This window comes from Kytococcus aerolatus, from assembly GCF_900187395.1.
GTDB lineage: Bacteria > Actinomycetota > Actinomycetes > Actinomycetales > Dermatophilaceae > Kytococcus > Kytococcus aerolatus.
In genome coordinates this window covers 698,706-722,293 of record NZ_FYEZ01000001.1, presented here as the reverse complement: position 1 = coordinate 722,293, position 23,588 = coordinate 698,706, and the positions used below count along the sequence as shown (strand labels likewise).

The 23,588-nt window shown below is 71.4% G+C and carries 26 protein-coding genes, 1 pseudogene and 2 riboswitches; of the genes and pseudogenes, 12 read left to right on the top strand and 15 right to left on the bottom strand.

Features of this window, described 5'->3' with window-relative positions; genetic code table 11:
• The 4 genes from CFT82_RS03290 to CFT82_RS03275 form a co-directional block, all read right to left on the bottom strand.
• Window positions 1–192, bottom strand: a complete 192-nt coding sequence (locus CFT82_RS03290; protein ID WP_327078676.1) for a response regulator transcription factor — start codon at window positions 190–192, stop codon at window positions 1–3.
• Window positions 193–260: 68 nt separating this feature from the next.
• Entirely contained in the window at window positions 261–824 is a 564-nt protein-coding gene (locus tag CFT82_RS03285; protein WP_143469467.1) for a hypothetical protein, read from the bottom strand.
• Between the two features lie 2 nt (window positions 825–826).
• Window positions 827–1,210, bottom strand: coding sequence for a hypothetical protein (locus CFT82_RS03280; RefSeq protein WP_088817632.1), 384 nt, complete (start codon window positions 1,208–1,210; stop codon window positions 827–829).
• 236 nt (window positions 1,211–1,446) lie between these two features.
• Entirely contained in the window at window positions 1,447–2,058 is a 612-nt protein-coding gene (locus CFT82_RS03275) for a hypothetical protein (RefSeq protein ID WP_143469466.1), read from the bottom strand.
• Window positions 2,059–2,386: 328 nt separating this feature from the next.
• Between CFT82_RS03275 and CFT82_RS03270 the strand changes: the two are divergent.
• A pseudogene (locus CFT82_RS03270) lies at window positions 2,387–2,727 on the top strand (YnfA family protein).
• Window positions 2,728–2,730: 3 nt separating this feature from the next.
• On the opposite strand, the gene CFT82_RS03265 reads toward CFT82_RS03270, so the two are convergent.
• Together CFT82_RS03265 and CFT82_RS03260 are read right to left on the bottom strand one after the other, a co-directional pair.
• Window positions 2,731–2,889, bottom strand: a complete 159-nt coding sequence (locus CFT82_RS03265) for a response regulator transcription factor (RefSeq protein WP_407656019.1) — start codon at window positions 2,887–2,889, stop codon at window positions 2,731–2,733.
• 101 nt (window positions 2,890–2,990) lie between these two features.
• Entirely contained in the window at window positions 2,991–3,221 is a 231-nt protein-coding gene (locus CFT82_RS03260; RefSeq protein WP_088817629.1) for a hypothetical protein, read from the bottom strand.
• Window positions 3,222–3,375: 154 nt separating this feature from the next.
• On the opposite strand from CFT82_RS03260, the gene CFT82_RS11460 reads away from it, so the two are divergent.
• From CFT82_RS11460 to CFT82_RS03245, 3 genes are all read left to right on the top strand, one after another.
• Window positions 3,376–3,897 (top strand): hypothetical protein, encoded by a 522-nt coding sequence (locus CFT82_RS11460; RefSeq protein ID WP_143469465.1) that lies wholly within the window; start codon window positions 3,376–3,378, stop codon window positions 3,895–3,897.
• 48 nt (window positions 3,898–3,945) lie between these two features.
• Window positions 3,946–6,870 (top strand): cation-translocating P-type ATPase, encoded by a 2,925-nt coding sequence (locus CFT82_RS03250; protein WP_088817627.1) that lies wholly within the window; start codon window positions 3,946–3,948, stop codon window positions 6,868–6,870.
• Between the two features lie 61 nt (window positions 6,871–6,931).
• The gene (locus CFT82_RS03245) at window positions 6,932–7,303 is read left to right on the top strand and encodes a cupin domain-containing protein (protein ID WP_015779925.1); all 372 of its coding nucleotides are present in this window, start codon (window positions 6,932–6,934) and stop codon (window positions 7,301–7,303) included.
• Window positions 7,304–7,365: 62 nt separating this feature from the next.
• Here CFT82_RS03245 and CFT82_RS03240 read toward each other — a convergent pair whose 3' ends face one another.
• The 3 genes from CFT82_RS03240 to CFT82_RS03230 all read right to left on the bottom strand — a co-directional run bounded on the left by CFT82_RS03240 (window position 7,366) and on the right by CFT82_RS03230 (window position 10,787).
• The gene (locus tag CFT82_RS03240) at window positions 7,366–8,001 is read right to left on the bottom strand and encodes a hypothetical protein (RefSeq protein WP_088817626.1); all 636 of its coding nucleotides are present in this window, start codon (window positions 7,999–8,001) and stop codon (window positions 7,366–7,368) included.
• Between the two features lie 41 nt (window positions 8,002–8,042).
• A complete protein-coding gene (locus CFT82_RS03235) occupies window positions 8,043–8,969 on the bottom strand; it encodes a cation diffusion facilitator family transporter (RefSeq protein WP_015779923.1) in 927 nt (308 codons plus the stop codon).
• A 114-nt stretch (window positions 8,970–9,083) separates the two neighbouring features.
• Window positions 9,084–10,787: a DNA integrity scanning protein DisA nucleotide-binding domain protein gene (locus tag CFT82_RS03230; protein WP_088817625.1), complete on the bottom strand. Its 1,704-nt coding sequence runs from the start codon at window positions 10,785–10,787 to the stop codon at window positions 9,084–9,086.
• Window positions 10,788–11,145: 358 nt separating this feature from the next.
• A riboswitch (guanidine-III (ykkC-III) riboswitch) is annotated at window positions 11,146–11,209 on the top strand.
• 14 nt (window positions 11,210–11,223) lie between these two features.
• On the opposite strand from CFT82_RS03230, the gene CFT82_RS03225 reads away from it, so the two are divergent.
• A complete protein-coding gene (locus CFT82_RS03225; RefSeq protein ID WP_088817624.1) occupies window positions 11,224–11,541 on the top strand; it encodes a DMT family transporter in 318 nt (105 codons plus the stop codon).
• Here CFT82_RS03225 and CFT82_RS03220 read toward each other — a convergent pair.
• The 4 genes from CFT82_RS03220 to CFT82_RS03205 form a co-directional block, all read right to left on the bottom strand.
• Window positions 11,522–11,890: a PadR family transcriptional regulator gene (locus tag CFT82_RS03220; protein ID WP_088817623.1), complete on the bottom strand. Its 369-nt coding sequence runs from the start codon at window positions 11,888–11,890 to the stop codon at window positions 11,522–11,524. The two genes, CFT82_RS03225 and CFT82_RS03220, sit on opposite strands and share 20 nt — an antisense overlap.
• Window positions 11,887–12,330, bottom strand: coding sequence for a hypothetical protein (locus CFT82_RS03215; protein WP_143469464.1), 444 nt, complete (start codon window positions 12,328–12,330; stop codon window positions 11,887–11,889). The genes CFT82_RS03220 and CFT82_RS03215 overlap by 4 nt, the downstream gene beginning before the upstream one ends.
• An 80-nt stretch (window positions 12,331–12,410) precedes the next feature.
• Window positions 12,411–13,022: a mismatch-specific DNA-glycosylase gene (locus tag CFT82_RS03210; RefSeq protein ID WP_088817621.1), complete on the bottom strand. Its 612-nt coding sequence runs from the start codon at window positions 13,020–13,022 to the stop codon at window positions 12,411–12,413.
• Window positions 13,019–14,047, bottom strand: coding sequence for a DUF808 domain-containing protein (locus CFT82_RS03205; RefSeq protein WP_088817620.1), 1,029 nt, complete (start codon window positions 14,045–14,047; stop codon window positions 13,019–13,021). The genes CFT82_RS03210 and CFT82_RS03205 overlap by 4 nt, the downstream gene beginning before the upstream one ends.
• Before the next feature lie 95 nt (window positions 14,048–14,142).
• On the opposite strand from CFT82_RS03205, the gene CFT82_RS03200 reads away from it, so the two are divergent.
• From CFT82_RS03200 to CFT82_RS03180, 5 genes are all read left to right on the top strand, one after another.
• Window positions 14,143–15,147, top strand: coding sequence for an aldo/keto reductase (locus CFT82_RS03200; protein WP_088817619.1), 1,005 nt, complete (start codon window positions 14,143–14,145; stop codon window positions 15,145–15,147).
• A 60-nt stretch (window positions 15,148–15,207) separates the two neighbouring features.
• A riboswitch (TPP riboswitch) is annotated at window positions 15,208–15,317 on the top strand.
• Window positions 15,318–15,427: 110 nt separating this feature from the next.
• Window positions 15,428–17,134 (top strand): phosphomethylpyrimidine synthase ThiC, encoded by a 1,707-nt coding sequence (gene thiC / locus CFT82_RS03195; RefSeq protein WP_143469530.1) that lies wholly within the window; start codon window positions 15,428–15,430, stop codon window positions 17,132–17,134.
• A 137-nt stretch (window positions 17,135–17,271) separates the two neighbouring features.
• Complete coding sequence (locus CFT82_RS03190; RefSeq protein WP_234994251.1) at window positions 17,272–18,621, top strand: MFS transporter; 1,350 nt, start codon at window positions 17,272–17,274, stop codon at window positions 18,619–18,621.
• Between the two features lie 35 nt (window positions 18,622–18,656).
• Entirely contained in the window at window positions 18,657–19,052 is a 396-nt protein-coding gene (locus CFT82_RS03185) for a hypothetical protein (RefSeq protein WP_088817618.1), read from the top strand.
• Window positions 19,053–19,065: 13 nt separating this feature from the next.
• On the top strand, window positions 19,066–19,518 hold the full coding sequence (locus CFT82_RS03180) for a hypothetical protein (RefSeq protein WP_143469463.1): 453 nt from the start codon (window positions 19,066–19,068) through the stop codon (window positions 19,516–19,518).
• 6 nt (window positions 19,519–19,524) lie between these two features.
• Here CFT82_RS03180 and CFT82_RS03175 read toward each other — a convergent pair whose 3' ends face one another.
• Entirely contained in the window at window positions 19,525–20,232 is a 708-nt protein-coding gene (locus CFT82_RS03175; protein ID WP_159461837.1) for a nucleotidyltransferase domain-containing protein, read from the bottom strand.
• 89 nt (window positions 20,233–20,321) lie between these two features.
• Here CFT82_RS03175 and CFT82_RS03170 point away from each other — a divergent pair, with 89 nt between their 5' ends.
• Both CFT82_RS03170 and CFT82_RS03165 read left to right on the top strand, forming a co-directional pair.
• Window positions 20,322–20,645 carry a PadR family transcriptional regulator gene (locus CFT82_RS03170; RefSeq protein WP_088817615.1) on the top strand — a complete coding sequence of 108 codons (324 nt, stop codon included), beginning with the start codon at window positions 20,322–20,324 and terminating at the stop codon, window positions 20,643–20,645.
• Complete coding sequence (locus tag CFT82_RS03165; RefSeq protein WP_088817614.1) at window positions 20,642–21,166, top strand: DUF2812 domain-containing protein; 525 nt, start codon at window positions 20,642–20,644, stop codon at window positions 21,164–21,166. Before CFT82_RS03170 ends, CFT82_RS03165 begins: the two co-directional genes overlap by 4 nt.
• A gap of 119 nt (window positions 21,167–21,285) precedes the next feature.
• Here CFT82_RS03165 and CFT82_RS03160 read toward each other — a convergent pair whose 3' ends face one another.
• Complete coding sequence (locus CFT82_RS03160) at window positions 21,286–23,508, bottom strand: NADP-dependent isocitrate dehydrogenase (RefSeq protein ID WP_088817613.1); 2,223 nt, start codon at window positions 23,506–23,508, stop codon at window positions 21,286–21,288.
• Window positions 23,509–23,588: the final 80 nt, after the last annotated feature.

Here is a 23,588-nt window from a genome sequence, read left to right as displayed (position 1 = left end):
TCAGCCTCCGGTGTCGAGCCCCGCGTCGTGGCCCACGATGGCCACCTGGGTGCGGTTGGCGTCGAGCTTCGTGACGATGTGTGCCAGGTGCGCCTTGACGGTCGCCTCGGGGAGGAAGAGCTCGGCGGCGATCTCGGCGTTGCTCAGTCCCCGGGCCACGGCGCCGACCACCTCCCGCTCCCGCTCGCTCAACGGAGCCAGCCGGGCCAGGGCTGGTCAGTCTGCGGTGACTGACCAGCCCCAGCGGGGTGTTGCGGGCGTCAGCCCTTCGGGGTGGCGTTCTTGGGCTGAGTGAAGGTGATCTCTGCCTCCTCGCCCTGGAAGACCACCTCGGTGTCGGCGACCTGCACGGTGAAGGGCTTGTCCAGCATCGCCATCACCCAGTCGGGCTGGTCGGTCGGGGAGTCGCACCCCATGGCCGAGTCCGTTCGGCGGTCAGGGTGGGGGGTCCACCTGGGGGCAGTGCCGGTCAGGGGCGTGGTCCACAGCTGGCACCCATCGGCGGTGGCGAGCAGGGAGTACCCGTCGCCGGCGGGGTCCGGGGTGACCTCGACCGTGAGGGCACCCTTGAGGTCGACCGCCTCGGCGTCGCCCCTCCTGCCCTCGACGCTGGTCATCACACCGCAGAGGTCCTCGCCCTCGGTGGCGGGCCAGCAGCGGGTCTCGGTAGATTCGGAGGCCTTCTGGCTGCTCGAGGACGTGGCATCGGAGGGGCTGGTGGGACTCTGGGAGTCCGGCCCCTCACTGTTGTTGCAGCCGACCAGCAGCCCACCGCTGACGAGCACTGAGATCGCCAGGCCGCGCAGGGCAGGTCGGTTCACCATGATCACCCCGTCACCAGGGGCGCGTTGAAGCTCCGGGCGATGGTCCGCATAGAGGTGAAAAGGACGGTCTTGCTGCACTTGTTCGTGCCTCGGACGCGGGCGGAACCACAGCTTGTGCCGGTCATCATGGGGGAGGAGACCGCCTGGATCATCCCTACTGCTCCCACCTTGCCGCTGGAGTAGGGCACCGCGACAGGCCCCCCGGAGTCACCCTGAATGGCGGCAATTCCAGCCCCCTGGCGTACTCCGACGATGGTGGACACGGCGCCGCGCTTGTCGTCCCACATCCGGCTCATGTCCGTGATCTTCACCGAACAGTGGACACCGGAGTTTGCACCGCTGGTGCAGACGTTGTCATTCAGGCTGACGTCGTAGTAGCCGGCCACAGGCTTGTTGTATCCAGGGGAGTTGCTCCAGGCGCCATCAAACATTCGGCTACCGCCTCGTCCGGTCAGCATGGTTGCAGCTCCGTCTGTGCTCGAGCGGTAGTTGGAACCATAAACGCTGGAGGGTCGGCTGTAGGCCCGGAAGGTTCCGCGGCAGTGCCGGGCGGTCGTCGTGTAGGTCCTGCCTCCCGACCGCAGAGAGAAGCCGCTGGAGCAGATTCCGCCACCATCGGCCTTCATCTGCCCCCAGCGAAGAAAGGCGTGGTGTCCGCTGCGCGGGACCTGGCCGGCAGCGCCTCTCCCTCGACGACCTCGACGTCGACTCCCACACTCTCGCGCACGATGCGCTCGACGTCCTCCGGGGACTGCGCTCCGCGTGCCCCCGCGATGGAGGCGAGGTCGCCTCGCTGGGCGGTGGGCGCCGGCTCGACGAAGGTTCCGATCAGTTCGATCGGGCCATCGTCCACACGCAGGGTGCTGACGGCCTCCAGCTCGAACCCGATGAGCGCGAGCGGCTCCGTCTGGTCGAGGATCTGACCGGAGATCTGCTGGAGGTCGTTCAGACCGTGGGCGCGCTGCTGGAAGTCCAAGCGAATGGACCGGCTGGCCGCCTCCTGAGTCAGCCTTCTCCGCGCAGCCTCAGAGCCGTCCCAGAGGTCGGCGTCCCAGAGGGCCGTGACCCGCGACTCGTCCGCCCAGTTGATCTGCTCCATGTATCCCGCATCGGCGAACTCGGGGTGTTCGATGATCCAGGTCTTGAACTCCGCGAGGCGGTGCTGCGCCTCGAGGGGGTCGGCCTCATCGGTCGAGCTGGAGACTGCCACCGGCGTGCTGGTGTGCTCGCTCACGGATCCGTCTGCGGGGAGGGTGGATGCGGCCGGGGCGGCCGTCACCGCAAGGGCAGGGATGCCCCAGAGAAGTAGTTTCTTGGAGAACGAGAAAGTGGACATGTCCTTGCCTCACTGTCGGCCCGAAGGCGCTTCACGGCGAATCTGCCGGTCAGGCCAAGCCTAGCGGGGTGGGCACCCAGCAATTATGTGACGGGAGTCACATGGGAATGCGTGTGAACGGTGGGAGAGGACGATGGCTGCGGTTCTGGGCGGGCGGGTTGGGGCGGATTTCCATCCGTCGGGGCCGGGAGGTGCCCCTGCCCTGACCCCCGGCTACGGTCCGCTCGTGGACACGCTGCGCTCGCTGGGACTCTTCGTGCTCGCGGCCCTCTGCGAGATCGGGGGTGCCTGGCTGGTGTGGCAGGGGCTGCGCGAGCATCGTGGGCTGGTCTGGGTCGGTGCCGGGGTGATCGCGCTGGGGCTCTACGGGGTGGTCGCCAGCTGGCAGCCCGAGGGGGAGTTCGGTCGGGTGCTGGCCGCCTACGGGGGCGTCTTCGTCGCCGGCTCGATCCTCTGGGGGGGGTGGTGGCCGACGGCTACCGCCCCGACCGCTGGGACCTCCTCGGTGCGGGGGTCTGCCTGCTCGGCATGGCCGTCATCATGTACGCCCCGCGTTCCGGTTCCTGAGGCTCAGCCGGCGGCGTCGAGCCCCGCGTCGTGGCCCAGGATGGCCACCTGGATGCGGTTGGCGTCGAGCTTCGTGACGATGTGTGCCAGGTGCGCCTTGACGGTCGCCTCCGAGAGGAAGAGCTCGGCGGCGATCTCGGCGTTGCTCAGTCCCCGGGCCACGGCGCCGACCACCTCCCGCTCGCGCTCGCTCAGCGGGGCCAGCCGGGCCAGGGCTGGTCAGTCTGCGGTGACTGACCAGCCCCAGCGGGGTGTTGCGGGCGTCAGCCCTTCGGGGTGGCGTTCTTGGGCTGAGTGAAGGTGATCTCTGCCTCCTCGCCCTGGAAGACCACCTCGGTGTCGCCCCTCCTGCCCTCGACGCTGGTCATCACACCGCAGAGTTCCTCGCCCTCGGTGGCGGGCCAGTACCGGCTCTCGGTGGACTCGGAGGCCTTCTGGCTGCTCGAGGTCGTGGCATCGGAGGAGCTCGTGGGACTCTGCGAGTCCGACCTCACCCCGAAGCCTGCACGGGCTCCCCGGGCGGCGGAGGCGCGGCTCGGCGGCCGTCTGGGCTGGTGTCGCGGACTCACCCTTTTCCCGGCGTGGGCCGACTGGTTAGGTTGGCCGCATGTCACGCCTCGGGGACTAGCTGACCGCCGACCACCCCTCGTGGGCCCCCTTCCCGCAGAGCTCGAGCAGGCCTTCTTCTGGATGGAGGAGCAGGGCCACGTCGTGAAGGGCGAAGAGGGCCCCTTCCTCACCGCGTATCCCGACGACGAGCAGCTCGGCCGGTCTTCGCGGCCGGTCTCGACCTCGCCGACTGGTTCGACGGGCGGACGCCCGACGGGCTCCTCCCCATCGCGGAGGCCTCGGGCGACGGCTCATGGCTGGCACTGTGGCGCGACGGCGGTGAAGGTGCACGCCGTGGTCCTCGGCTCCGACGGGGAGACCGGCACGGTCGCCGAGAACCCGCGCGACCTGCTCGCCATGCTCGCGGTGGGCTTCGACGAGGTCGACCTCCTCGCCCTCCAGTGCCCGCCGGAGGAGCCCGAGGCGGTCGCGGACTTCCGGGCCTGGGTCACCGCTCAGGGCATCGACGTACCGGCCGAGTGGGCGCTCCCCGAGGAGGACGGCTTCCCCGAGTGGGTCGAGGAGTTCATGGGCGGCCAGGAGGTGGACCCCGAGGACTGACCCTGGGGCCTCGGGCGGCCTGTCGGGGGAGGCGGCTAGCGTGGAGACATGGGTCACGCCGCATCGTTCAGCACCCCGGTCGTCGCCGATCAGGAGCGCGACTGGGCCCTGGTCGACGGGCCGGAGGTGGCCGCGGAGCTGGGGACGGACCCCGAGCACGGCCTGAGCGTCGCCGAGGCCGCCGCCCGGCTCGAGCAGCACGGCCCCAACGAGCTCGACGCCGAGCCCCCGGAACCGGCCTGGAAGCGCCTCGCCCGCCAGTTCTCCGACCCGCTGATCCACCTGCTCCTGGCCGCCATCGTCATCTCGGTGGCGGCCTGGTGGTTCGAGGGGGCCCACGGCTTCCCGGTCGACGCCGTGGTCATCCTGCTCATCGTGGTCGCCAACGCGATCATCGGCTACGTCCAGGAAGGCAGGGCCGCCGACGCGGTGGCCGCCCTGCAGCGGATGTCCGAGGTGACCGCCGGGGTGGTGCGTGACGGCCAGCAGCTGCGCGTCCCCGCCACCGAGGTGGTCCCCGGTGACCTGCTGGTCCTCGCCGAGGGCGACTCGGTCCCGGCCGACGCCCGCCTCCTGCGCGCCTCCTCGCTGCAGGTGGCCGAGGCCTCGCTGACCGGGGAGTCCCAGCCGGTCACCAAGTCCCCGGCCACGCTCGCCGAGCACGTCCCGCTGGGCGACCGGACGAACATGGTCTTCAAGGGCACCGCGGTCACGCAGGGACTGGGGCGGGCCGTGGTGACCGACACCGGCATGGGCACCGAGATGGGGCACATCGCCCGGATGCTCAACGAGACCGAGCAGGAGGCCACCCCGCTGGAGAGGGAGATCGCCGGCGTCGGCAAGGTGCTCGGCCTGTCGGTCATCGTCATCGCCCTGGTGGTCATGGGGGCGGTCGCGCTCACCAGCGACATCCGCACCGCCCAGGACGCCGTCGACGTGCTCCTGCTCGGCGTCTCGCTGGCCGTGGCCGCCGTCCCCGAGGGGTTGCCGGCGATCCTCTCGCTGGTCCTCTCGATCGGGGTGCAGGCGATGAGCCGGCGCAACGCCATCATCAAGTCCCTCTCCTCGGTGGAGACCCTCGGATCGGCCTCGGTGATCTGCTCGGACAAGACCGGCACCCTGACCCGCAACGAGATGACGATGGTGCGGGTCCGCTCCCGCTCCGGCGCGGCCGAGATCAGCGGGGTCGGCTACGCGCCGGAGGGTGACGTGCTCGTCGAGGGGGCACCGCTGCTCGAGCAGGACCCGGAGCTCGACCTGCGCGAGGAGGACATCGTCGTCCTCAGCGGCGGCACGCTGGCCTCGGACGCCGAGGTCCGGCAGGAGGAGGACGGCTCGTGGTCGGTCATCGGCGACCCCACCGAGGCGGCCTTCGTCGTGGCCGAGCAGAAGGCCGGCCTGACCCAGCGGCGGCAGGAGCGGTTCACCCGGATCGGGGAGGTGCCCTTCACCTCGGACCGCAAGATGATGTCGGTGGTCGTCGAGGACGCCGACCACACCGACGCGGAGGGCCGCGTCCAGCGGACCCTCGTCGCCAAGGGCGCCCCCGACGTGCTGCTCGAGCACTGCACCCGGGCCCGGGAGGGGGAGCGCGTCGTGGAGCTCACCGCCGCCGACCGGGAGCAGGTGGAGCGCGACGTCGCCGAGATGTCCGACCAGGCCCTGCGTACCCTCGCCGTGGCCTACCGGCCGCTGGAACCGGGGGAGTACGAGGCGGCCCTGGCCGGCGACGGCTCCCTCGACGGCGAGGCGGGCCTGGCGCTCGAGGAGGGGCTGATCCTCGTCGGGACGGTCGGCATCATCGACCCGCCCCGCACCGAGGCCGCCGAGGCCGTGTCCGAGGCGCATCGGGCCGGCATCCGCGTCGTGATGATCACCGGGGACCACCCGGCCACCGCCCTGCGGATCGCCCAGGAGCTCGGCATCGTCGGGCAGGGCGCCCGGGCGGTCGCCGGTCCGGAGCTCGACGGGATGGACGACGCGCAGCTGCGCGAGGTGGTCCGGGAGGTCTCCGTCTTCGCCCGGGTGGCTCCGGAGCACAAGCTCCAGCTCATCGCCGCCCTGCAGGCCGAGGGGCAGATCGTCTCCATGACTGGCGACGGGGTGAACGACGCCCCGGCCCTGCGCAAGGCCGACATCGGGGTGGCGATGGGCGTCACCGGGACCGAGGTCTCCAAGCAGGCCGCGGACATGATCCTCGTGGACGACAACTTCTCCACGATCGTCTCCGCGGTGCGGCAGGGGCGGGTGATCTTCGCCAACATCCGCAAGTTCCTGCGCTACCTGCTCTCCTCGAACATGGGTGAGGTCCTCACGATGTTCCTCGGCGTGATGCTCGCCGGGTACCTCGGCCTGACCGGCCACGGGGAGGCCGTCGTCGCCCCGCTGCTGGCCACGCAGATCCTCTGGATCAACCTCGTCACCGACTCGGCGCCGGCGCTCGCGATGGGGATCGACCCCGAGACCGAGGACGTCATGGCCGCCCGGCCCCGCCCGCTCTCCGAGCGGGTCATCAACACCCGGATGTGGACTGGGATCCTCACCATCGGCCTGGTGATGGCCGTGGTGACCCTGCTGGCCCTGGACATGGAGCTGCCCGGCGGGCTCGTCGAGGGCCACCAGTCGGTGGAGAACGCCCGCACCGCGGCCTTCACCACGCTGGTGCTCGCGCAGCTGTTCAACGCGCTGAACTCGCGCTCGGAGACCGTCTCGGCCTTCCACCGCCTCTTCACCAACCGCTGGCTGTGGCTGTCGCTGGCCTTCGGCCTGGTCTCGCAGGTGGCCGTGGTGCACGTGCCCTTCCTGCAGGCGGCCTTCGGCACCGAGGCGCTCACCCTCGACCAGTGGCTGAAGTGCCTGGCCCTGGCCTCGTGCGTGCTCTGGTTCGACGAGCTCCGCAAGGTGGTGCTCCGCTGGCGTGGTGAGCCTGCCCCGGCCGAGCCCACACCGCGCTTGGAACCTGCCCTGACCTGACGGGGCCGCAGTCCCCGGAACACGCCGGAGACCGTCCGGCGACCCGATGAAGGAGGAACCCATGACGCTCGACGACCACGTGGACGGCACCGCCGCCGGCAGTGACGACGACCCCGGCACCGCCACCCGGGTCCCGCTCCTCGGCGAGGCGGAGTCCCGTGGCGGCCGACCCGGGGCGAAGAACGTCCTGGCCACCGAGGCTGGGAAGGTCGTGGTCTTCGAGTTCGCCGCCGGTGACGTGCTGGCCGACCACGCGGCCCGACACCCGGTGATCATCCAGGTGCACCGGGGCCGGGTCGAGCTCACGCTCCCCGACGGCCCGATCGAGCTGGCGCCCGGCGAGATGCTCCACCTCACGCCGATGCTGCGCCACGCCGTGACTGCCCTGGAACCGACCACGCTGACGGTGACGATGCTCCTGCCCCACTCCTGAGGAGCGGGCAGCCGGCCGACACCTGCCCGGCTCAGCCGGACCGCGGGGCCGGGGTTGCCTCCTCAGTGGGGCACCGGGACCCGGCCGGTCAGCGCGGCCTGGCGGGCCTGCTCCAGCACGGCCCCGAGCTCCTCCTGCGAGAGCTCGGGGGTGGGGCGGACCAGCAGCGTCTGCAGCGGTCGGGGTCCCCAGACGGTGGGGCGAACGGCCTCGTTGAGCACCCGTCGCTGCGCAGGGGCCAGCCCCAGCGCGCGCTGCTGGCCGGCCTCGGTCAGCGGCATGACGAGGACCCGGCGGTAGCCGTCGTCGCGAGGGGCCGACTCCATCCGGTGCTCCGGGGGCAGCAGGTCGCCCCAGGGGACCGGTCCGACACCGTCGACCGTCACGCCCCGGGCGTCCAGGACCCACTGGCCCACCGGCCGGTGCCCACCGCGGCGCACGAGGACCAAGGCGACCACCGTGACGGCCAGCAGCAGCGCCGTCGCCGCGGCCACCGCGAGCGCGGCCCCGATGCCTCCCTCCTGGGTCAGCACCAGGACCACGCCGAGAGCGCCGAGCAGGGCGACGGAGGCGGCGGCAGCGGACAGCCCGCCCACCACCCAGGCGGCGCCGATCCGGGTCACCGGCACCACGACGGTGCCGCGGGTCAGCAGCTCGCCGAGCAGTCGCTGGCCCGGGTCGGGGATCGGTGCGGTCACGGGGTCCTCCCTGTGGGGCTGCCGCGCGGGCAGCGTCCGCCTCAGTCGTGCAGGCTGTGTGTCGGCTCCTGTGCGTGGATGGCCGGGGTCTCCAGCTGGATCGTGGCATGCTCGAAGGCCACCGGGAAGTCCGTGCGCAGGCACTCGTGCATGTCCTGCAGGATCTCCAGGGCGTGGGCGGACTCGAAGCACCGTTCCTCGACCACCACGTGGGCCGAGAGGATCGGCAGGTTCGTGCCGATCGCCGAGGCGTGGAGGTCGTGGACGTCCAGCACGTGGTCCCGCTCCAGCAGGTGGCGGCGCACCTCGTCCAGGTCGACCCCCTCCGGGGTGTACTCCATGAGGATGCGCAGTGCCACACGCAGGATCCGCACGGCCCGGGGGACGATGAGCGCGGCGATGAACAGGCCGGCCAGGGCGTCGGCCCGCAGGAAGCCGGTGAAGCGGATCGTCAGGGCCGCGACGATGACCCCGACCGAGCCCAGCGCGTCGTTGAGCACCTCCAGGAAGGCGGCGCGCATGTTGAGGCTGGCGTCGCGCCCGCCGGCGAGGACCAGCATGGCCAGGAGGTTGACCACCAGGCCCACGACGCCGAAGACCAGGAGCTCACCGGGCGGCACCTCCGGGGGAGCCGAGAGCCGCCGGACGCCCTCGACGGCGGTGTAGATCCCGACGACGACGAGCAGGGTGGCCTGGGCCAGGGCTGCGAGCACCTCCAGCCGGGCGAAGCCCCAGGTGCGGGCGCTGCTGGCCGGCCGGGTCATCATCGTGGCCGCCACGAGGGCCACCAGGAGTCCGGAGGCGTCGACCAGGGCGTGGGCGGTGTCGGTGAGCAGGGCCAGGCTGCCGGTGACGACGCTGCCCACGGCCTGGGAGACCGCGACCAAGGAGGTCAGGGCGAAGGCGACCGCCAGCCGCGAGCGGGCCGTGCTCGCCGTGGCGTGCGCGTGGTCGTGGCCGGCACCCATGCCTGCTCCTCCTCCCCTAGGGGAGTCGATCGTAACAAGACCGGGCGGCGGTCCGGGCAGCGGGGACGAGCCGGCCGGAGCAGCTCGGACGGGCTCGGACCGGCGCGGCCGAGATCAGTCCGGATCGATGAAGTAGGACTCGTCCATCGCCGGGTGGGGCTGCACGGGCACGACCTGGAGCCGCACCCGCTCCTCGGCCCAGCGTCGCTCGGCGACGGCCTCCCGGGCCTCGTTGACCACGTCGCACTGCTCGGGGGTGAGGTAGAACTCGACCTTCTCGCAGGCTCGCTCCAGCCGGGCGATCTTCTCGTAGTCCTCCTCGTCCTGGACGGCCTCGATGAACTGGTCGACCCGGACCTGGATGGCCTCGCGCCGCACCCGGCGCATCAGGGTGGGCAGCAGATCGATGCGGCCGTCCTCGCTGACGATGATGACCATCGAGCCCTTGCCCTCGCCGGCCAGGTAGCGGATAGCCGAGTTGTAGCGCGCTCCGCGGCTGCCGTCGCCGGTGCCGGTGGCGGCCCCGTCGAGGATGACGCCGACGGCGTGACAGGTGCCGCGGGGGTCCACGAGGGCGGCGCCGTCGATCTTCGTCAGCGTGCTGAAGGCGCGCTCGCCGAGCTGGGTGGGCTCGATGGTGAAGGCCTGCGGCAGGAGCCGGGCCCCCTCGGCCCCGGCGTTGGGGTGGACCACCAGCATCGTGCCGTGCTGCTGGCCGGCGCAGGCCTGGGCCATGCTCCACAGGGTGTCGGCGTCACCGTTCTTGCCGAAGACCCGCTGGACGGTGTCCGCGAAGGTGTCCGGGTCCATCGCCTCGGTGGGCACCGAGGGCTTGCCGTGGTCCATCCGCAGCAGCGCCTTGCCGTTGTGCGAGAGCTCCCAGGCGCCGTTGCCCACGACGTCGATGACGAAGCAGTCCTGGGCCGACGGGTCGTAGGAGCTGGACAGCGCCCCCAGCCCGTGGGCGGAGCGGCCGTCGGTGAGCAGCCGCAGGCCGCGCCCGGACATCTCGAGCATCTTGCGGAACAGGCTCGGTGCGGTCAGGGCGGTCTCGTGCTCGAAGCGAACGTCCTCGATGACGTGCTCGTGGTCCCGGGCCGCGAGCACGATCGACCCCAGGCTCGCCCGCCCCTCGTAGGTCTCGGCGGAGACGGCGTCCAGGGCGTCGCGCAGGCCGTGGGCGAAGTCCTGGCCGGTCCGGGCCACGACGCTGTCGACGAAGCTGTCGGCGGCCGAGCGCAGGATGGCCCCGGCGTCCACGCCCACCAGGGTGCTGGGGACCACGCGGTCCAGCTCGCGGGAGGCGGCTCGCAGGACGTCGGTGAGGATCGCCTCGGGGAAGGACTCCTCCAGCGGCAGCCCGCCGACCTGCTCCCGGTCGAGGCGGGGGAGGGTCTCCAGCGCGTCCCGGCGGACCGCGAGGACCGGGAAGACGCGATACTGGCCCACCACCACGCTCAGCCCCACCCGCATGGTCCGGTTCGCCAGGCGGGAGCTGGTGGTGAGGGCGTCGGTGACGACCTGGCGGCGGCAGCCCTCGAGCCGGGCCGCGTCGTAGTGGTCCGAGGCGGTGAACTCGTCGTCCTCCTCGGGGTCGGGCAGGTCGTCGAAGAGGGACCGGGCCTCGGTCATGAGGCCATCGAGCCCCTGGACGTCGAAGGCCCGGCGGGAGGGCTCGATGACCACCGGGAGGTCCTGGTCGTCCTCCGGCAGGCCGACGAGGAAGCCGCGCGCCTCCAGGTCGACCCCGGCCCGCTCGAGCGCCTCGTCGGCGAGCTGCTCCATCGACCAGCGGAGCTCGTCCTGTCCGTCCCACATCACCTGTCGCCTCACACCGGTGAGTATCCCAGTCCTGCCCGGCTCCGCCACTGGTCGAACGCAAAGGTGACGTGAACCACGCCGAGGGGTGGTCCGGCGGCCGTCCCCCTCGACCCTGTCGCCCTTCACAGTTCCTGCAAGTGGAAGGTGTGGTCGCGCGTTCTGTGAAGACACAGCCCCCGGCCCCACCCCCCTTCGTGCGCTCCGATGCAGTCGGTGCGCTGCTCGCCGACGGGGAGTGAGGCGCGGGTCGTCGCGGGCTCAGTCGCCCCCGCCCCCGTCGCCGTCGCCCCCGTCGCCGGGGCGGTGGACGACGCGGGTCGGCAGGCCCCGTCCGGCGCGGGACGACTATCCTGCGCCCGAGCCCGACCGGCTCCCGGACGAGGGTGGTCGTACCCGGTCACGCGCAAAGACGACCACGAGGAGCGTGTCTGTCATGGCGTGGATCGTGCTCATCCTCTCGGGGATGTTCGAGGCCGTGTGGGTCACGGCGATGGACCGGATCGGCAGCTGGCGGGACGTCGGCCCGCTCACCGTCTACGTGCTCGGGTCGATCGTCTCCCTCGGGGGCCTGTGGTGGGCGCTGCGGGAGCTCCCCGTGGGGACGGCCTACGCGGTGTGGGTCGGCATCGGGGCGGCCACGACCGTCCTCTACGCGGTGGCCACGGGCAGCGAGACGATGAGCCTGGTGAAGGGTCTGCTGCTGCTCGGCCTCGTGTGCTGCGTGGCGGGGCTCAAGCTCGTCGAGGGCTGAGGCCGCCGTCCGCCACGAGCTGGGCCTCGATCCGGGTCAGGTACTCCCGGCCCGCCGGGGTCAGGTGGAGCTCCTGACGCTTGGCGCCCGTGCGTGGTGCGTCGACCTTCTGGATGCTGAGCACCCCGGCGTCGGCCAGGCGGCGGAGGGTCCGGTACAGCCCTCGTTCGGTGACGGTCCACCCGGTGCGCCGGGTGAACCGCGGGGCGAGGTCACCGGCGCTGGCCGGGCCGTCCTCCCGGAGGATCTGCAGCAGCACCAGGGTGGTGGCGGACTTCTTGTAGACCGCCACCCAGCTGTCGGTGAGCTCGGAGACCCACTCCTGCTCCTCGGGGGTGAGCCCCGTCATGCGCGAGGGGTCTCGAAGCCGCGGTCGAGCAGGCTGCCCAGGGCGTGCAGCAGGAGGCCGATGCCCCAGACCGTGGGCATGACCACCAGGGGGCCGACCCAGTCGGCCGGCACGGGGATGCCCGACGCACCCTCCACCCCTGTGTCGTTCGTGGCGATGAGCCAGGCGGCGTGCAGGTGGAAGCCGAGGTTGACCGTGACGTACACCAGGGTGTGGGCGACGAGCCGGCCGAAGCGCAGGCTGCCCAGGGCCCGGCCGGTGGTGCGCTGGTAGACGGCCATGGTGAGGGCGATCACCAGGAGTCCCAGGGCGGCGCCGACCCCGACCTGGTGGCCGGTCAGGGCGATGGCCAGCTGGTAGACGGTGTTGAGCGCGACCATCACTCCGAGGAAGGGGAGGAGGCTCGTGCGGGCGGTGGCGGGGGAGGACGTGGATTCCATGGTGGCCCTTTCGCGGGCTCGGCAGATGGTTCTGTACCAAAGGTACAGTCCAAGGCGTGTGGACGCCACCTCGCACCGGATCAGGCCCAGTCGACCTCGGCGGCCACCTGCCGCCACTTCTCGGCCAGCGAGTCGATGTTCTCGTGGGCGTTGAGACCTGACGGCTGAGGCACCACCCAGAGCGGGGCACCGGCCACGGTCTGCTCCTGCCGGCCGAGCCGGGCGCCTCGGTCCTCCCAGGCCGTGCGGTAGGCGGTGATGCCGGCGACGGCCACCACCGGGAGCCGCCCGGTCCCGGCGTGGAGTCCCTGCACCAGGCCCTCGACACGGCGCCGGCCGGCGCGCAGCTCCTCGGCGGTCAGCTCGTCGGCCCGCACGGTGGCGCGGTCGACGAGATTCGTGATGCCCAGGCCGCGGGAGAGCAGGTGCATGGCGTCGTTGGTGGTGAGTCCGGCGGTGCAGTCGATCTGCCAGTCGGTCAGCCCCGCCGCGTGCAACGAGGGCCAGAAGCGGTTGCCCGGTCGGGCGAAGGGGGCGTTGACCGCGGCGGTCCACAGCCCCGGGTTGATCCCCACGACAAGCAGACGCACGTCCGGGCCGAGCAGGTCGTCCACCGTGCCCCCGGCGAAGACGTCCAGCTCGTCGCGGTGGGGGCGGCGTCCACCCAGCGGGGAGGGGCGGCGGGGGATCACCGGCCCAGGCGCGAGGCGCCGTCGGCCGCCGGGCCGTGCACGCCGTCGTGGATCCGCGTGTGGCGGCCGTGCTGGCCGTGCTTGACCTTGGCATCCTTCGCGAAGGGCCCGAAGGGCAGCAGGTGGAGCACCAGCACGATCACCGCGCCCCAGACCAGGCCGAGGACCATGGCCACGAAGGTATCGGCCAGCCAGGCCAGGAAGCCACCGATGCTCGGGACGCCCTCGACCGTCCCGGCCAGGTGGTGGGCCAGGTCGTAGGGCCAGCTCAGGCCGAACTCGTCGAGGCCGACCATGAGGATGTGCCCGCCGACCCACAGCATCGCGAGCATGCCGATGAAGGAGATGCCGCTCAGGACGTGCGGCATGGCCTTCACGAGCCCCTTGCCGAAGGAGTGGAGGGCACCGGACTCGTGGCGCTTGGCGATGGCCAGACCGATGTCGTCCATCTTCACGATCATGGCGACCGCGCCGTAGACCAGGACGGTCATGGCGATCGCCACGGCCACGAGGATCAGTGCGCGGGTGACGATGGGCTCGGTGGCCACCTCGTTGAGGGAGATCACGAGGATCTCGCAGGACAGGATGAAGTCCGTCGTGATGGCGCTGCGGACCACGGAGTCCTCGTCCTCCGGGGAGCGCTCCTCGGCGGCCTTGCCGTCCTCGTCGTGGCCGCTGACCATCTCCCACACCTTCTCGGCCCCCTCGAAGGCGAGGTAGGTGCCACCGAGCATGAGCAGCGGGGTGAGCAACCAGGGGGCGAACTGGCTGAGCAGGAGGGCGATCGGGATGATGATCGCCTTGTTCCGCAGGGAGCCCGCCGCGATGCGGCGGACCATCGGGAGCTCGCGGGCGGGCTCGGCCCCGTCGAGGTACTGCGGGGTGACGGCGGCGTCGTCCACGACCACCCCGGCGGCCTTCGTGCTGGCCTTCGCCGCACCGGCGGCCACGTCGTCCACGCTGGCCGCGGCCAGGCGGGACATCGCGGCGATGTCGTCGAGGAGGGCAGCGAGTCCGCCGGCCATGGAGAACCTCCGGGCAGTGTCAGGGGCTGGGACCTCGTCAGCCTAACCGGGCTGTGGCGGCGCGGCCCGCCGTCGAGCCGTCCTAGGCTCGTGACATGACACACGCTGAGGTACGGGACGTGCGGCGGGCGGACCTGCTGGTGGGCTGCATGGGGCTGGGCGGGGGCTGGGACGCCGAGCCGGTCACCGACGAGCAGGTGGAGCAGGCCGGGGCGGTCGTGGAGGCGGCGCTGGCGGCGGGTCTCACCTGGTTCGACCACGCGGACATCTATACCCGCGGCAAGGCCGAGGAGGCCTTCGGGCGGGCCTTGGCGGAACGGCCCGGCCTGCGCGAGCGGATCGGGCTCCAGTCCAAGTGCGGGATCCTCTTGCCCGGCGAGGGCGGGGTGATGTGCTCCGGGGAGACCCACGGCCGGTACGACAGCTCCCCGGAGCACGTGCGTCGTTCGCTCGAGGGCAGCCTGGCCCGCCTGCGCACCGACCATCTCGACGTCCTCCTGGTGCACCGACCCGACCCGCTGACCCACCCCGGGGAGCTCGGCCGGACCCTCGACGCGCTGGTGGCCGAGGGGCTCGTGCGGCAGGTGGGCGTCTCCAACCACTCCCCGGCGCAGGTGGACCGCCTGCAGGCCGGGATGTCCGAGCCGCTGGTGGTCAACCAGCTCGAGACGAGCCTGGCCGCCCGGGGCTGGGTGGAGTCCGGGGTGCTCGTGAACACCGACGAGGGGGCCAGGGTGGGCTTCCCGCACGGGGCGCTGGAGCAGGCGCTGGCCGGCGGGCCGCGGGTCCAGGGGTGGGGCGCGCTGGCCCAGGGACGCTACTCGGGGCGGGCGTCGAGTGCGACCGATCCGCTCGAGGCCGCCCGGGAGGAGCAGACCGCTCGGCGGGTGGCCGCGCTCGCCGCCGAGCACGGCACCACCCCGGAGTCGATCGTCCTGGCCTGGCTGCAGCGACACCCGGCGCGGGTGGCACCGGTGGTCGGGACGACCTCGCCGCAGCGCATCGCGGCCTGCGCCGACGCGGCGGCCGGCCGGGTGCACCTCTCCCGGGCCGAGTGGTACGAGCTGTGGGTGACCGCCCGGGGCGGCCCGCTGCCCTGAGGGGCCGGCCCCGCCGGGGGTGGATGTGCATTGCGTCACGTCCTGTGGTTCCCTGTGAGCACCTATCCCCACGGGTGCCCGGGCACGGGCTGAGATCGGACTGACGCCGTCCGGACCGTTCGAACCTGTCCGGTTAGCACCGGCGGAGGAAGCGAGGACGGCTGTGTCGAGCACGCCTGAGCACCTGACGACCGACCACCAGCACACCCCGGGGGCCGTGCGGCCCACCGTGGAGGAGACCACGGCGCAGACCGTGGAGAACCACCCCCAGCACCGCCTGGTGCACCTCACCGACGGGGAGGTGACCGTCCCGGCCACGGCCATCTCCCAGCACGACTCGCCCGACGGGCGCCCGAACGAGGACTTCCTCGTCTACCGCACCATGGGCCCGGGCTCCGACCCGGCGGTCGGCCTGGAGCCGGCGCGGCAGGAGTGGATCGAGGAGCGCGGGGACACCGAGGTCAACCCCAGCCCGCGGCGCCGCCAGCTAACCGACGACGGCCGCTCGGCCGAGCGTCGCGGCGAGGCCTCCGCGGCCTGGCGCGGGCGCACGCAGACCCCGCTGCGGGCCCGCCCCGGCCGGACGGTCACCCAGATGCACTACGCGCGCCGGGGGGAGATCACCCCGGAGATGCGCTACGTGGCCCTGCGCGAGGGCTGCGAGGTGGAGCTGGTGCGCTCGGAGGTGGCCGCCGGCCGCGCCATCATCCCGGCGAACGTGAACCACCCCGAGTCCGAGCCGATGATCATCGGGCGGGCCTTCCTCACGAAGGTCAACGCCAACATCGGCAACTCGGCCGTCACCTCCTCCATCGCCGAGGAGGTGGAGAAGATGTCCTGGGCCACCCGCTGGGGCGCCGACACGGTGATGGACCTCTCCACCGGGGAGGACATCCACACCACGCGGGAGTGGATCCTGCGCAACTCCCCGGTGCCGATCGGCACGGTCCCCATCTACCAGGCCCTGGAGAAGGTCGACGGTGTGGCCGAGGAGCTCACCTGGGAGGTCTTCCGCGACACGGTCGTCGAGCAGGCCGAGCAGGGCGTGGACTACATGACCGTGCACGCCGGGGTGCGGCGGGAGTTCGTGCCGCTCACCGCCGGGCGTGTGACCGGCATCGTCTCCCGCGGCGGGTCGATCCTCGCCGGCTGGTGCATGGCGCACCAGCGGGAGTCCTTCGTCTACGAGCACTTCGAGGAGCTCTGCGAGATCTTCGCCGCGCACGACGTCGCCTTCTCGCTGGGCGACGGCCTGCGTCCGGGCTCGCTGGCCGACGCGAACGACGCCGCCCAGCTGGCCGAGCTGCGCACCCTGGGTGAGCTCACGCAGCGGGCCTGGGAGCACGACGTGCAGGTGATGGTGGAGGGCCCCGGCCACGTGCCGCTGCACCTGGTCAAGGAGAACGTGGACCTGGAGCAGGAGTGGTGCCACGGGGCGCCCTTCTACACGCTGGGCCCGCTGGCCACCGACATCGCGCCGGGCTACGACCACATCACCAGTGCCATCGGGGCCGCGCCGATCGCCCAGCACGGTACGGCGATGCTCTGCTACGTCACCCCGAAGGAGCACCTGGGCCTGCCGAACCGGGATGACGTGAAGACCGGGGTGATCACCTACAAGATCGCCGCGCACGCCGCCGACGTGGCCAAGGGGCACCCGCGCGCCCGGGACTGGGACGACGCGATGAGCCGGGCCCGCTTCGAGTTCCGCTGGCACGATCAGTTCGCGCTGGCCCTGGACCCGGTGACAGCCCAGGAGTTCCACGACGAGACGCTCCCGGCCGAGCCGGCGAAGAACGCCCAGTTCTGCTCGATGTGCGGGCCGAAGTTCTGCTCCATGCGGATCAGCCGGGACATTCGGGAGGAGTTCGGCGCCCAGCTGGCGGCCGAGGCGCCCGCGGTGGGTTGCTCCCCGCGGGTGGAGGCCGGGCCGGTCCCGGTGGAGATCGGCGCGGCCCCGACGGACCCGACACCCACGGGCCGGTGACCGCCTCCGACACGCGAGGTGCGCACCGGTCCGCATCCCGTACGTCGGCCTGCCCTGAGGGGCGCACCGGTCCGCATCTCGACGGTCGACGTGCGCACCGGTGCGCCCTTGGCCTCCCGGCGGCGGGGGCGGCTGCGGTGCGCGGCGGCGTCTGGGGCAACTACGTCGACCAGCTGCACATCTTCCTGCCCGCACTCGCCCTGGCCCCGGCGATGGGCACGCTCGCCGGACCCCACGCCGCGGCCTCCACCGGGGCGATGGTGGTCATGGCCACCCTGCTCGCCCGGCCGGTGGGGGCGGCGGTGTTCGGCACCCTCTCCGACGCGTGGGGCCGCACCGCGGTGACACAGGTGGCCATCGCCGGGACGGCGGCCTGCTCGCTGCTCGTCGCGGCGGTTCCCTCGCACGAGGTCATCGGGGCCTGGGCGATCGGGTTGGTGCTCGTGCTGCGCTTCCTCGGTGGCATGTTTCTGGCGGGGGAGTACACCTCGGCCATCCCGCTGGCGATGGAGTGGTCCGCCCCCACGCGGCGTGGCCTGGTGAGCGGTCTCATCATGGCGATGGCGCCCTGGGCCCAGGCCACCATCGGGGTGGTCACGGTGGGGTTGCTCACCGTGCTGGGGCCGCAGGACTATGCCGCCTGGGGCTGGCGGGTCAGCTTCGTGGCCGGGGGCCTGGCCTCCCTGCTCATGCTCGAGTACTACCGCCGCCACGTGGCCGACCAGCCGCGACGAGAGGGTCACGAGTGGCCATCTCGACTGTCCAGATGGTCAGGGGTGGACCGCTCGGCGCCGGGCCGGGACCGCCCGGTGCCGGGTTCGGGCCCCGCGGCCCCGGGGCGCCCACGGTGGGTCGAGCTCGTCGCCGGTCGGTACGCCGGGGTCTTCTGGCAGATGTTCGGCCTCATGACCGGGCTCTGGCTCATGACCCAGATGGTGGTGCTCCACCTGGGCGGGCGCCTGGCGGCCGACGGGCTCCCCGACACCGCCGTCTCCCTGGTCATGGCCGCGGCCGCCGTGGCCCAGGCCGTCGGGATGTCGCTGACCGGCCACCTCTCCACGCTCTGGGGGCGGCGACGCTTCCTCGTGGTCTGGGGACTGATGGCCGCGGTGCTCGGGCCCCTGCTGTGGTGGGTGGTGGTGCAGCAGACCGCCGTGCTTCCCGCCGCCCTGGCCGCGGCCGCCCTCCAGGTGTGCACCGTCTGCGGCTACGGCCCGATGGGTGCTTATCTCACCGAGCGGCTGCCCCGCAGCATCCGGGCCACCGGGTACGGCACGGCCTACTCGGCCTCCATCGTGCTGCCGGCGCTGTGGCCCTTCTGGCTGCCGGCCCTGGCCGGCGCGGTGGGCCGGGACGTAGCGGTCGTCGGGGTGCTGGTGCTCGCCGGTCTGCTCGTGGCCGGGTGCGCTGCGAGCGGTCCGCGCCTGGCCCCCGCGGAGCTCGATGCACCGGTCGACCTCGTGGCCGAGCGCGGGGCTCCCGGATGACGGGGAGGGCGCCGTGTTCTGGGAGACTGGGGTCCATGAACACCCAGACCTCCCCTCACCTGAACCTCCTGCGCAACTTCTCGGCCGTGACCGCCCTGCTGGCCGTGGCGCAGGCCGTCATCGGCCTGCTCGTGGCCTTCACCGACTTCGACGCCGTCAACGCCCACGGCTGGCTCGGCTACGCCACCTTCATCGCCGCCGTGGCCGCTGCCATCGGTGCCTTCCTGTGGAAGAAGGTCAGCGGCAACACCGGCCTGTTCATGCACGCTGCCGGCGTGGCCGTGCTCGCCCTGATCCAGATCGGCCTGGCCGAGATGGGCCAGCGCTGGGCGCACATCATCCTCGGCCTGCTCATCCTCGGTGCGGCGCTGGCCCTGGCCTTGCTGGCCTTCCGCAAGCCCGGCGTGGTGCTGGACACCCACACCCGCTGAGCGCAGCACTCCGATGAGTTCGTCGTCTGACGACGCTCGACCCGAGGACCGGGTGGAGGCGGATACCGCCCTCCACCCGGTCCTCGGCTATGGGGTGGTGATCCTGGGGCTGCTCCTGCTCGTCTCGGTGCCCACGCTCGTCGTGCTCGGCGCAGCGGCGCTCCGCGGTATCGCGTGGGAGTACCCGTTGTGGCAGGTGCTCCTGTACTCGCTGCTCGTCACGCCAGGGGTGATGGTCGTAAGCGGGGCCCTCGGTCTGCCCGTCAAGGTGCTGGTGGCCCTGCTCGGGGGCGGTCGGCGCGCAGCGGACGTCGTGACCGGCGTTCTCGACACCCTGCTGGCCTGGGCTGCCTACTCGCTGCTCGTCGAGGACCTGTCGTCCGCGTTCGTGTTGGCTCTGGCGACCGCCTGCGTGTGGATGGCCGTCAAAGTCTGGATCGACGGACTGGACGTGCCCGAGGACTGAGTTGCGTCACACACGCAGCTCGTCGATGCAAGCCGCCACGAAGGACCGGGCCGCAGGGCTGGGACTGCCCATGTCCCTGCCGTCCAGCTGCGCCTCCAAGCACCCCTCGACCAGAGGGCTCCAGCCTCGGTGTAGCGCCCACCAGCGGGCACCTTCGACCTTCGAGAGGAGCTCTCCAGACTCCGCGAATGCGACCGCCCGGCAGGCGTTGAGCACGGCGTAGCGCTGGTCTGCATGGTCGAGTGCCCAGGACAGCTCGCCCGCAAGGTAGTCCACCAGGTCGTGGTGAGGCGTCTCCCCGATGACGCGGTCGGGCTCCGGCCCGACCAGTGTGTGGCCGTGGGCGCGGGTGACGGCGTAGTGGGCCAGGAGATCCGGGTCGCCGGACCCGTCGTCATGGACAACGTCCTCGGTGTCAGTGTTCACGTGCAGCAGGTAGGGCCATGGCGAGGCAGGGGTGGCTGCCGCTGCCGCGGTGACGACTGACAGCTCCACGGGGCGGTCGAGCGAGGTCATGCGGGACAACGCTGTTCCGAAATCCTCAAGTCCGGTGCTGTCAGCCACGATGACCAGGACGTCGAGGTCGGAAGCCCCGGTGAAGCCGCCGAGCACGGCCGAACCTTGCACGTAGGCGCCCACCAAGGTCCGGAGGTGGGCGACGCAAATGTCGGCGACCTGCTCTGCGAGGGGTCCCCACTGTGCTGCGCGGTGCATCGAATGAAGGTACCCGCTGTGGGGGCTCCCGTGTGGTTGAATATCACTCATGGATATATCGGAACCTGATACATCGGGATGTGGGGCCGATGGCTCCTAACCCCGCCCTGGCCAACGGGGACCTCCCGGACACGGCCCTCCACGTCCTGCTGGCGCTGGTGCAGCCTCGACACGGCTACGTGGTGATGAAGTACCTGGAGGAGATCAGCGACGGGGAGATCACGCTCGGTCCGGCCTCGCTCTACACCACCTTGAAGAAGCTCTCCGCCGCGGGACTCATCGCAGAGCTCGAAGGCGAGGGCACCCGCCGCACCTACCGCATCACCCCCGCCGGCCGCGAGGTCCTCGCCCGGAACGTCGAACGACGTAGACGGCTGCTGGCCCTCGCCGACCGCATCCTGGAGGAAGCATGAGCAAGACACTCAAGATGAGCAACGGTCTGGCCTTCGAGCCGGAGAAGGACCTCGCGATGTTCTCTCGGATGGCCGCTGAGGGAAAGCGCCTCAGCGGTTTCAGCAGCTTGGGACACGGGTGGACCTTCACGGACGCACCTCCGGAAGACGCAGTCTTCGATCTCGCCTACGAACGTGACCCAGACACCGAGTACTTCGACATCTTCCGTGCCGCTGGCTGGTCGCCGGTCGTCTCCATGGGAGACGCGCACGTGTTCAAGGCGAAGCCCGGGACTCCTCCTGTCCACACGACGCGGGAGTCCCGGAGCGAGGAGCTGCAGCGTCAGCAGAAGCAGTTCACCCGCTACAGCATCGTCACCGTCTCCCTGTGGGTCCTCCTCCTCGTCATCCTCCAGATGCTGGGAGCGACGCGCGCTGTCCTGTTCAACGTGCTCCTGCTCGCGGCCGTCCCGGTCGTCTACACCGTGCTGCCGCTGCTGGGCTACACGTGGCGTTCCCGGGCGCTGCGGTCGCCAGGCTGAGCCGAGACCCCGGCGTGGTGCTGGACACCCACGCCCACTGAGCACGCATCACCCCCCCCACGACGAGGCGCCCCGCCCGAGCACTGCTCGGGCGGGGCGCCTCGCGTTCAGGCGGTGTCTCAGGCCATCTTGCGCAGGCCGTCGATGATCGCGTTGAAGGTCTGCGAGGGGCGCATCACCGAGGTGACCTTCTCCTCGTCCGGGTGGTAGTAGCCACCGAGGTCGGCCGGGGAGCCCTGTGCGGCGAGGAGCTCACCGGTGATGGTCTCCTCCTTGTCCGACAGCTCCTGAGCCACCGGGCCGAAGACCCCGGCCAGCTCGGTGTCCTCGGACTGCGCCAGCTCCCGCGCCCAGTACAGGGCCAGGTAGAAGTGGCTGCCACGGTTGTCGATCTCCCCGACCTTGCGGCTGGGGGAGCGGCCCTCGTTGAGCAGCGTCTCGGTGGCGCGGCCCAGCGCGTCGGCCAGTGCCTGCGCCTTCGGGTTGTCCTCGTGGGAGGCCACGTGGTCCAGGCTCTCGGCCAGGGCGAGGAACTCACCCAGGGAGTCCCAGCGCAGGTGGTTCTCCTCGACGACCTGGTCCACGTGCTTCGGGGCCGAGCCGCCGGCGCCGGTCTCGAAGAGGCCGCCACCGTTCATGAGCGGCACCACCGAGAGCATCTTGGCGCTGGTGCCCAGCTCCAGGATCGGGAAGAGGTCGGTGTTGTAGTCACGCAGCACGTTGCCGGTCACCGAGATCGTGTCCTCGCCGGCGCGGATGCGGTCCAGCGAGAACTGCGTGGCCTCCTCGGGGGACATGATGCGGATGTCCAGGCCCTCGGTGTCGTGCTCCTTGAGGTACTTCTCCACCTTGGCGATGAGCTGCGCGTCGTGGGCGCGGTTGGCGTCCAGCCAGAACACGGCCGGGGTCCCGGCGGCGCGGGCGCGGGTCACGGCCAGCTTCACCCAGTCGCGGATCGGCTCGTCCTTGGTCTGGCAGGCGCGCCAGATGTCACCGGCAGAGACCTTGTGGGACATGAGCACCTCACCCGCGGAGTTCACGACCTCGACGGTGCCGTCGGCCGGGATCTCGAAGGTCTTGTCGTGCGAGCCGTACTCCTCGGCCTTCTTGGCCATGAGGCCGACGTTCGCCACCGAGCCCATGGTCGTCGGGTCGTAGGCGCCGTGCTCCTGGCAGTCCTCGATGACGGTCTGGTACACGCCGGCGTAGGAGGAGTCGGGGATGACCGCCAGCGTGTCCTGCTGCTGGTCGTCCTTGTTCCACATCTGGCCGGAGGTGCGGATCATCGCCGGCATGGAGGCGTCGATGATCACGTCGCTGGGCACGTGCAGGTTGGTGATGCCCTTGTGGGAGTTCACCATCGCCAGGTCCGGGCCCTCGTCGAGACCCTTCTCGATGGCCTCACGGATCGGGTCGGCCTGCTCGGCCGGCAGCTTCTCCAGGCCGGAGAGGATCGCGCCCAGGCCGTCGTTGGGGGAGAGGCCGGCGGACTCCAGGGCGGCGCCGTGCTCGGCGAAGACCTGCGGCAGGAAGGCGCGCACGGCGTGGCCGAAGATGATCGGGTCGGAGACCTTCATCATCGTGGCCTTGAGGTGCACGGAGAAGAGGAGGTCCTCGCTCTTGGCGGCCTCGACCTGCTCGGCGAGGAACTTGTTGAGCGCCTTCACGTCGAGGAAGGTCGCGTCGACGACCTCGCCGGCCAGAACCTTGATGCCCTCCTTGAGGACGGTCGGCTCACCAGCACCGGTGAGGCGGATGGTGAGGGTGTCGTCGGCCTCGAGGGTGACGGACTTCTCGTGGGAGGCGAAGTCGTCCTCACCCATGGTCGCCACGCGGGTGCGGGAGTCCTTCGACCACTCACCCATCGAGTGCGGGTGCTTGCGGGCGAAGTTCTTCACCGCCTGCGGGGCGCGGCGGTCGGAGTTGCCCTCGCGGAGCACCGGGTTGACCGCGGAGCCCTTGACGGAGTCGTACTTGGCGCGGACGGCCTTCTCCTCGTCGGACTGCGGGTCCTCCGGGTAGTCCGGGATGTCGTAGCCCTGGCCCTGCAGCTCGGTGATGGCCTCCTTGAGCTGCGGCACGGAGGCCGAGATGTTGGGGAGCTTGATGATGTTGGCCTCGGGTGTGGTGGCCAGCTCACCCAGGTTGGAGAGGGCGTCCTCGACCTTCTGGTCGTCGGCCAGGCGCTCGGGGAAGAGGGCCAGGATGCGGCCGGCCAGCGAGATGTCGCGGGTCTCCACGCCGATGTCGGCGGTGGCGGCGAACGCCTCCACGACCGGCTTGAACGAATAGGTTGCCAGCAGGGGCGCCTCGTCGGTCCGGGTCCAGCTGATGGTGGCCATCGGTCGTACTCCTCGTCTCGGGTGATCGCTCGCGGGCACGCAGGGGTGGCCCGCGGGCGACGGACTGCCTCCCAGCCTAT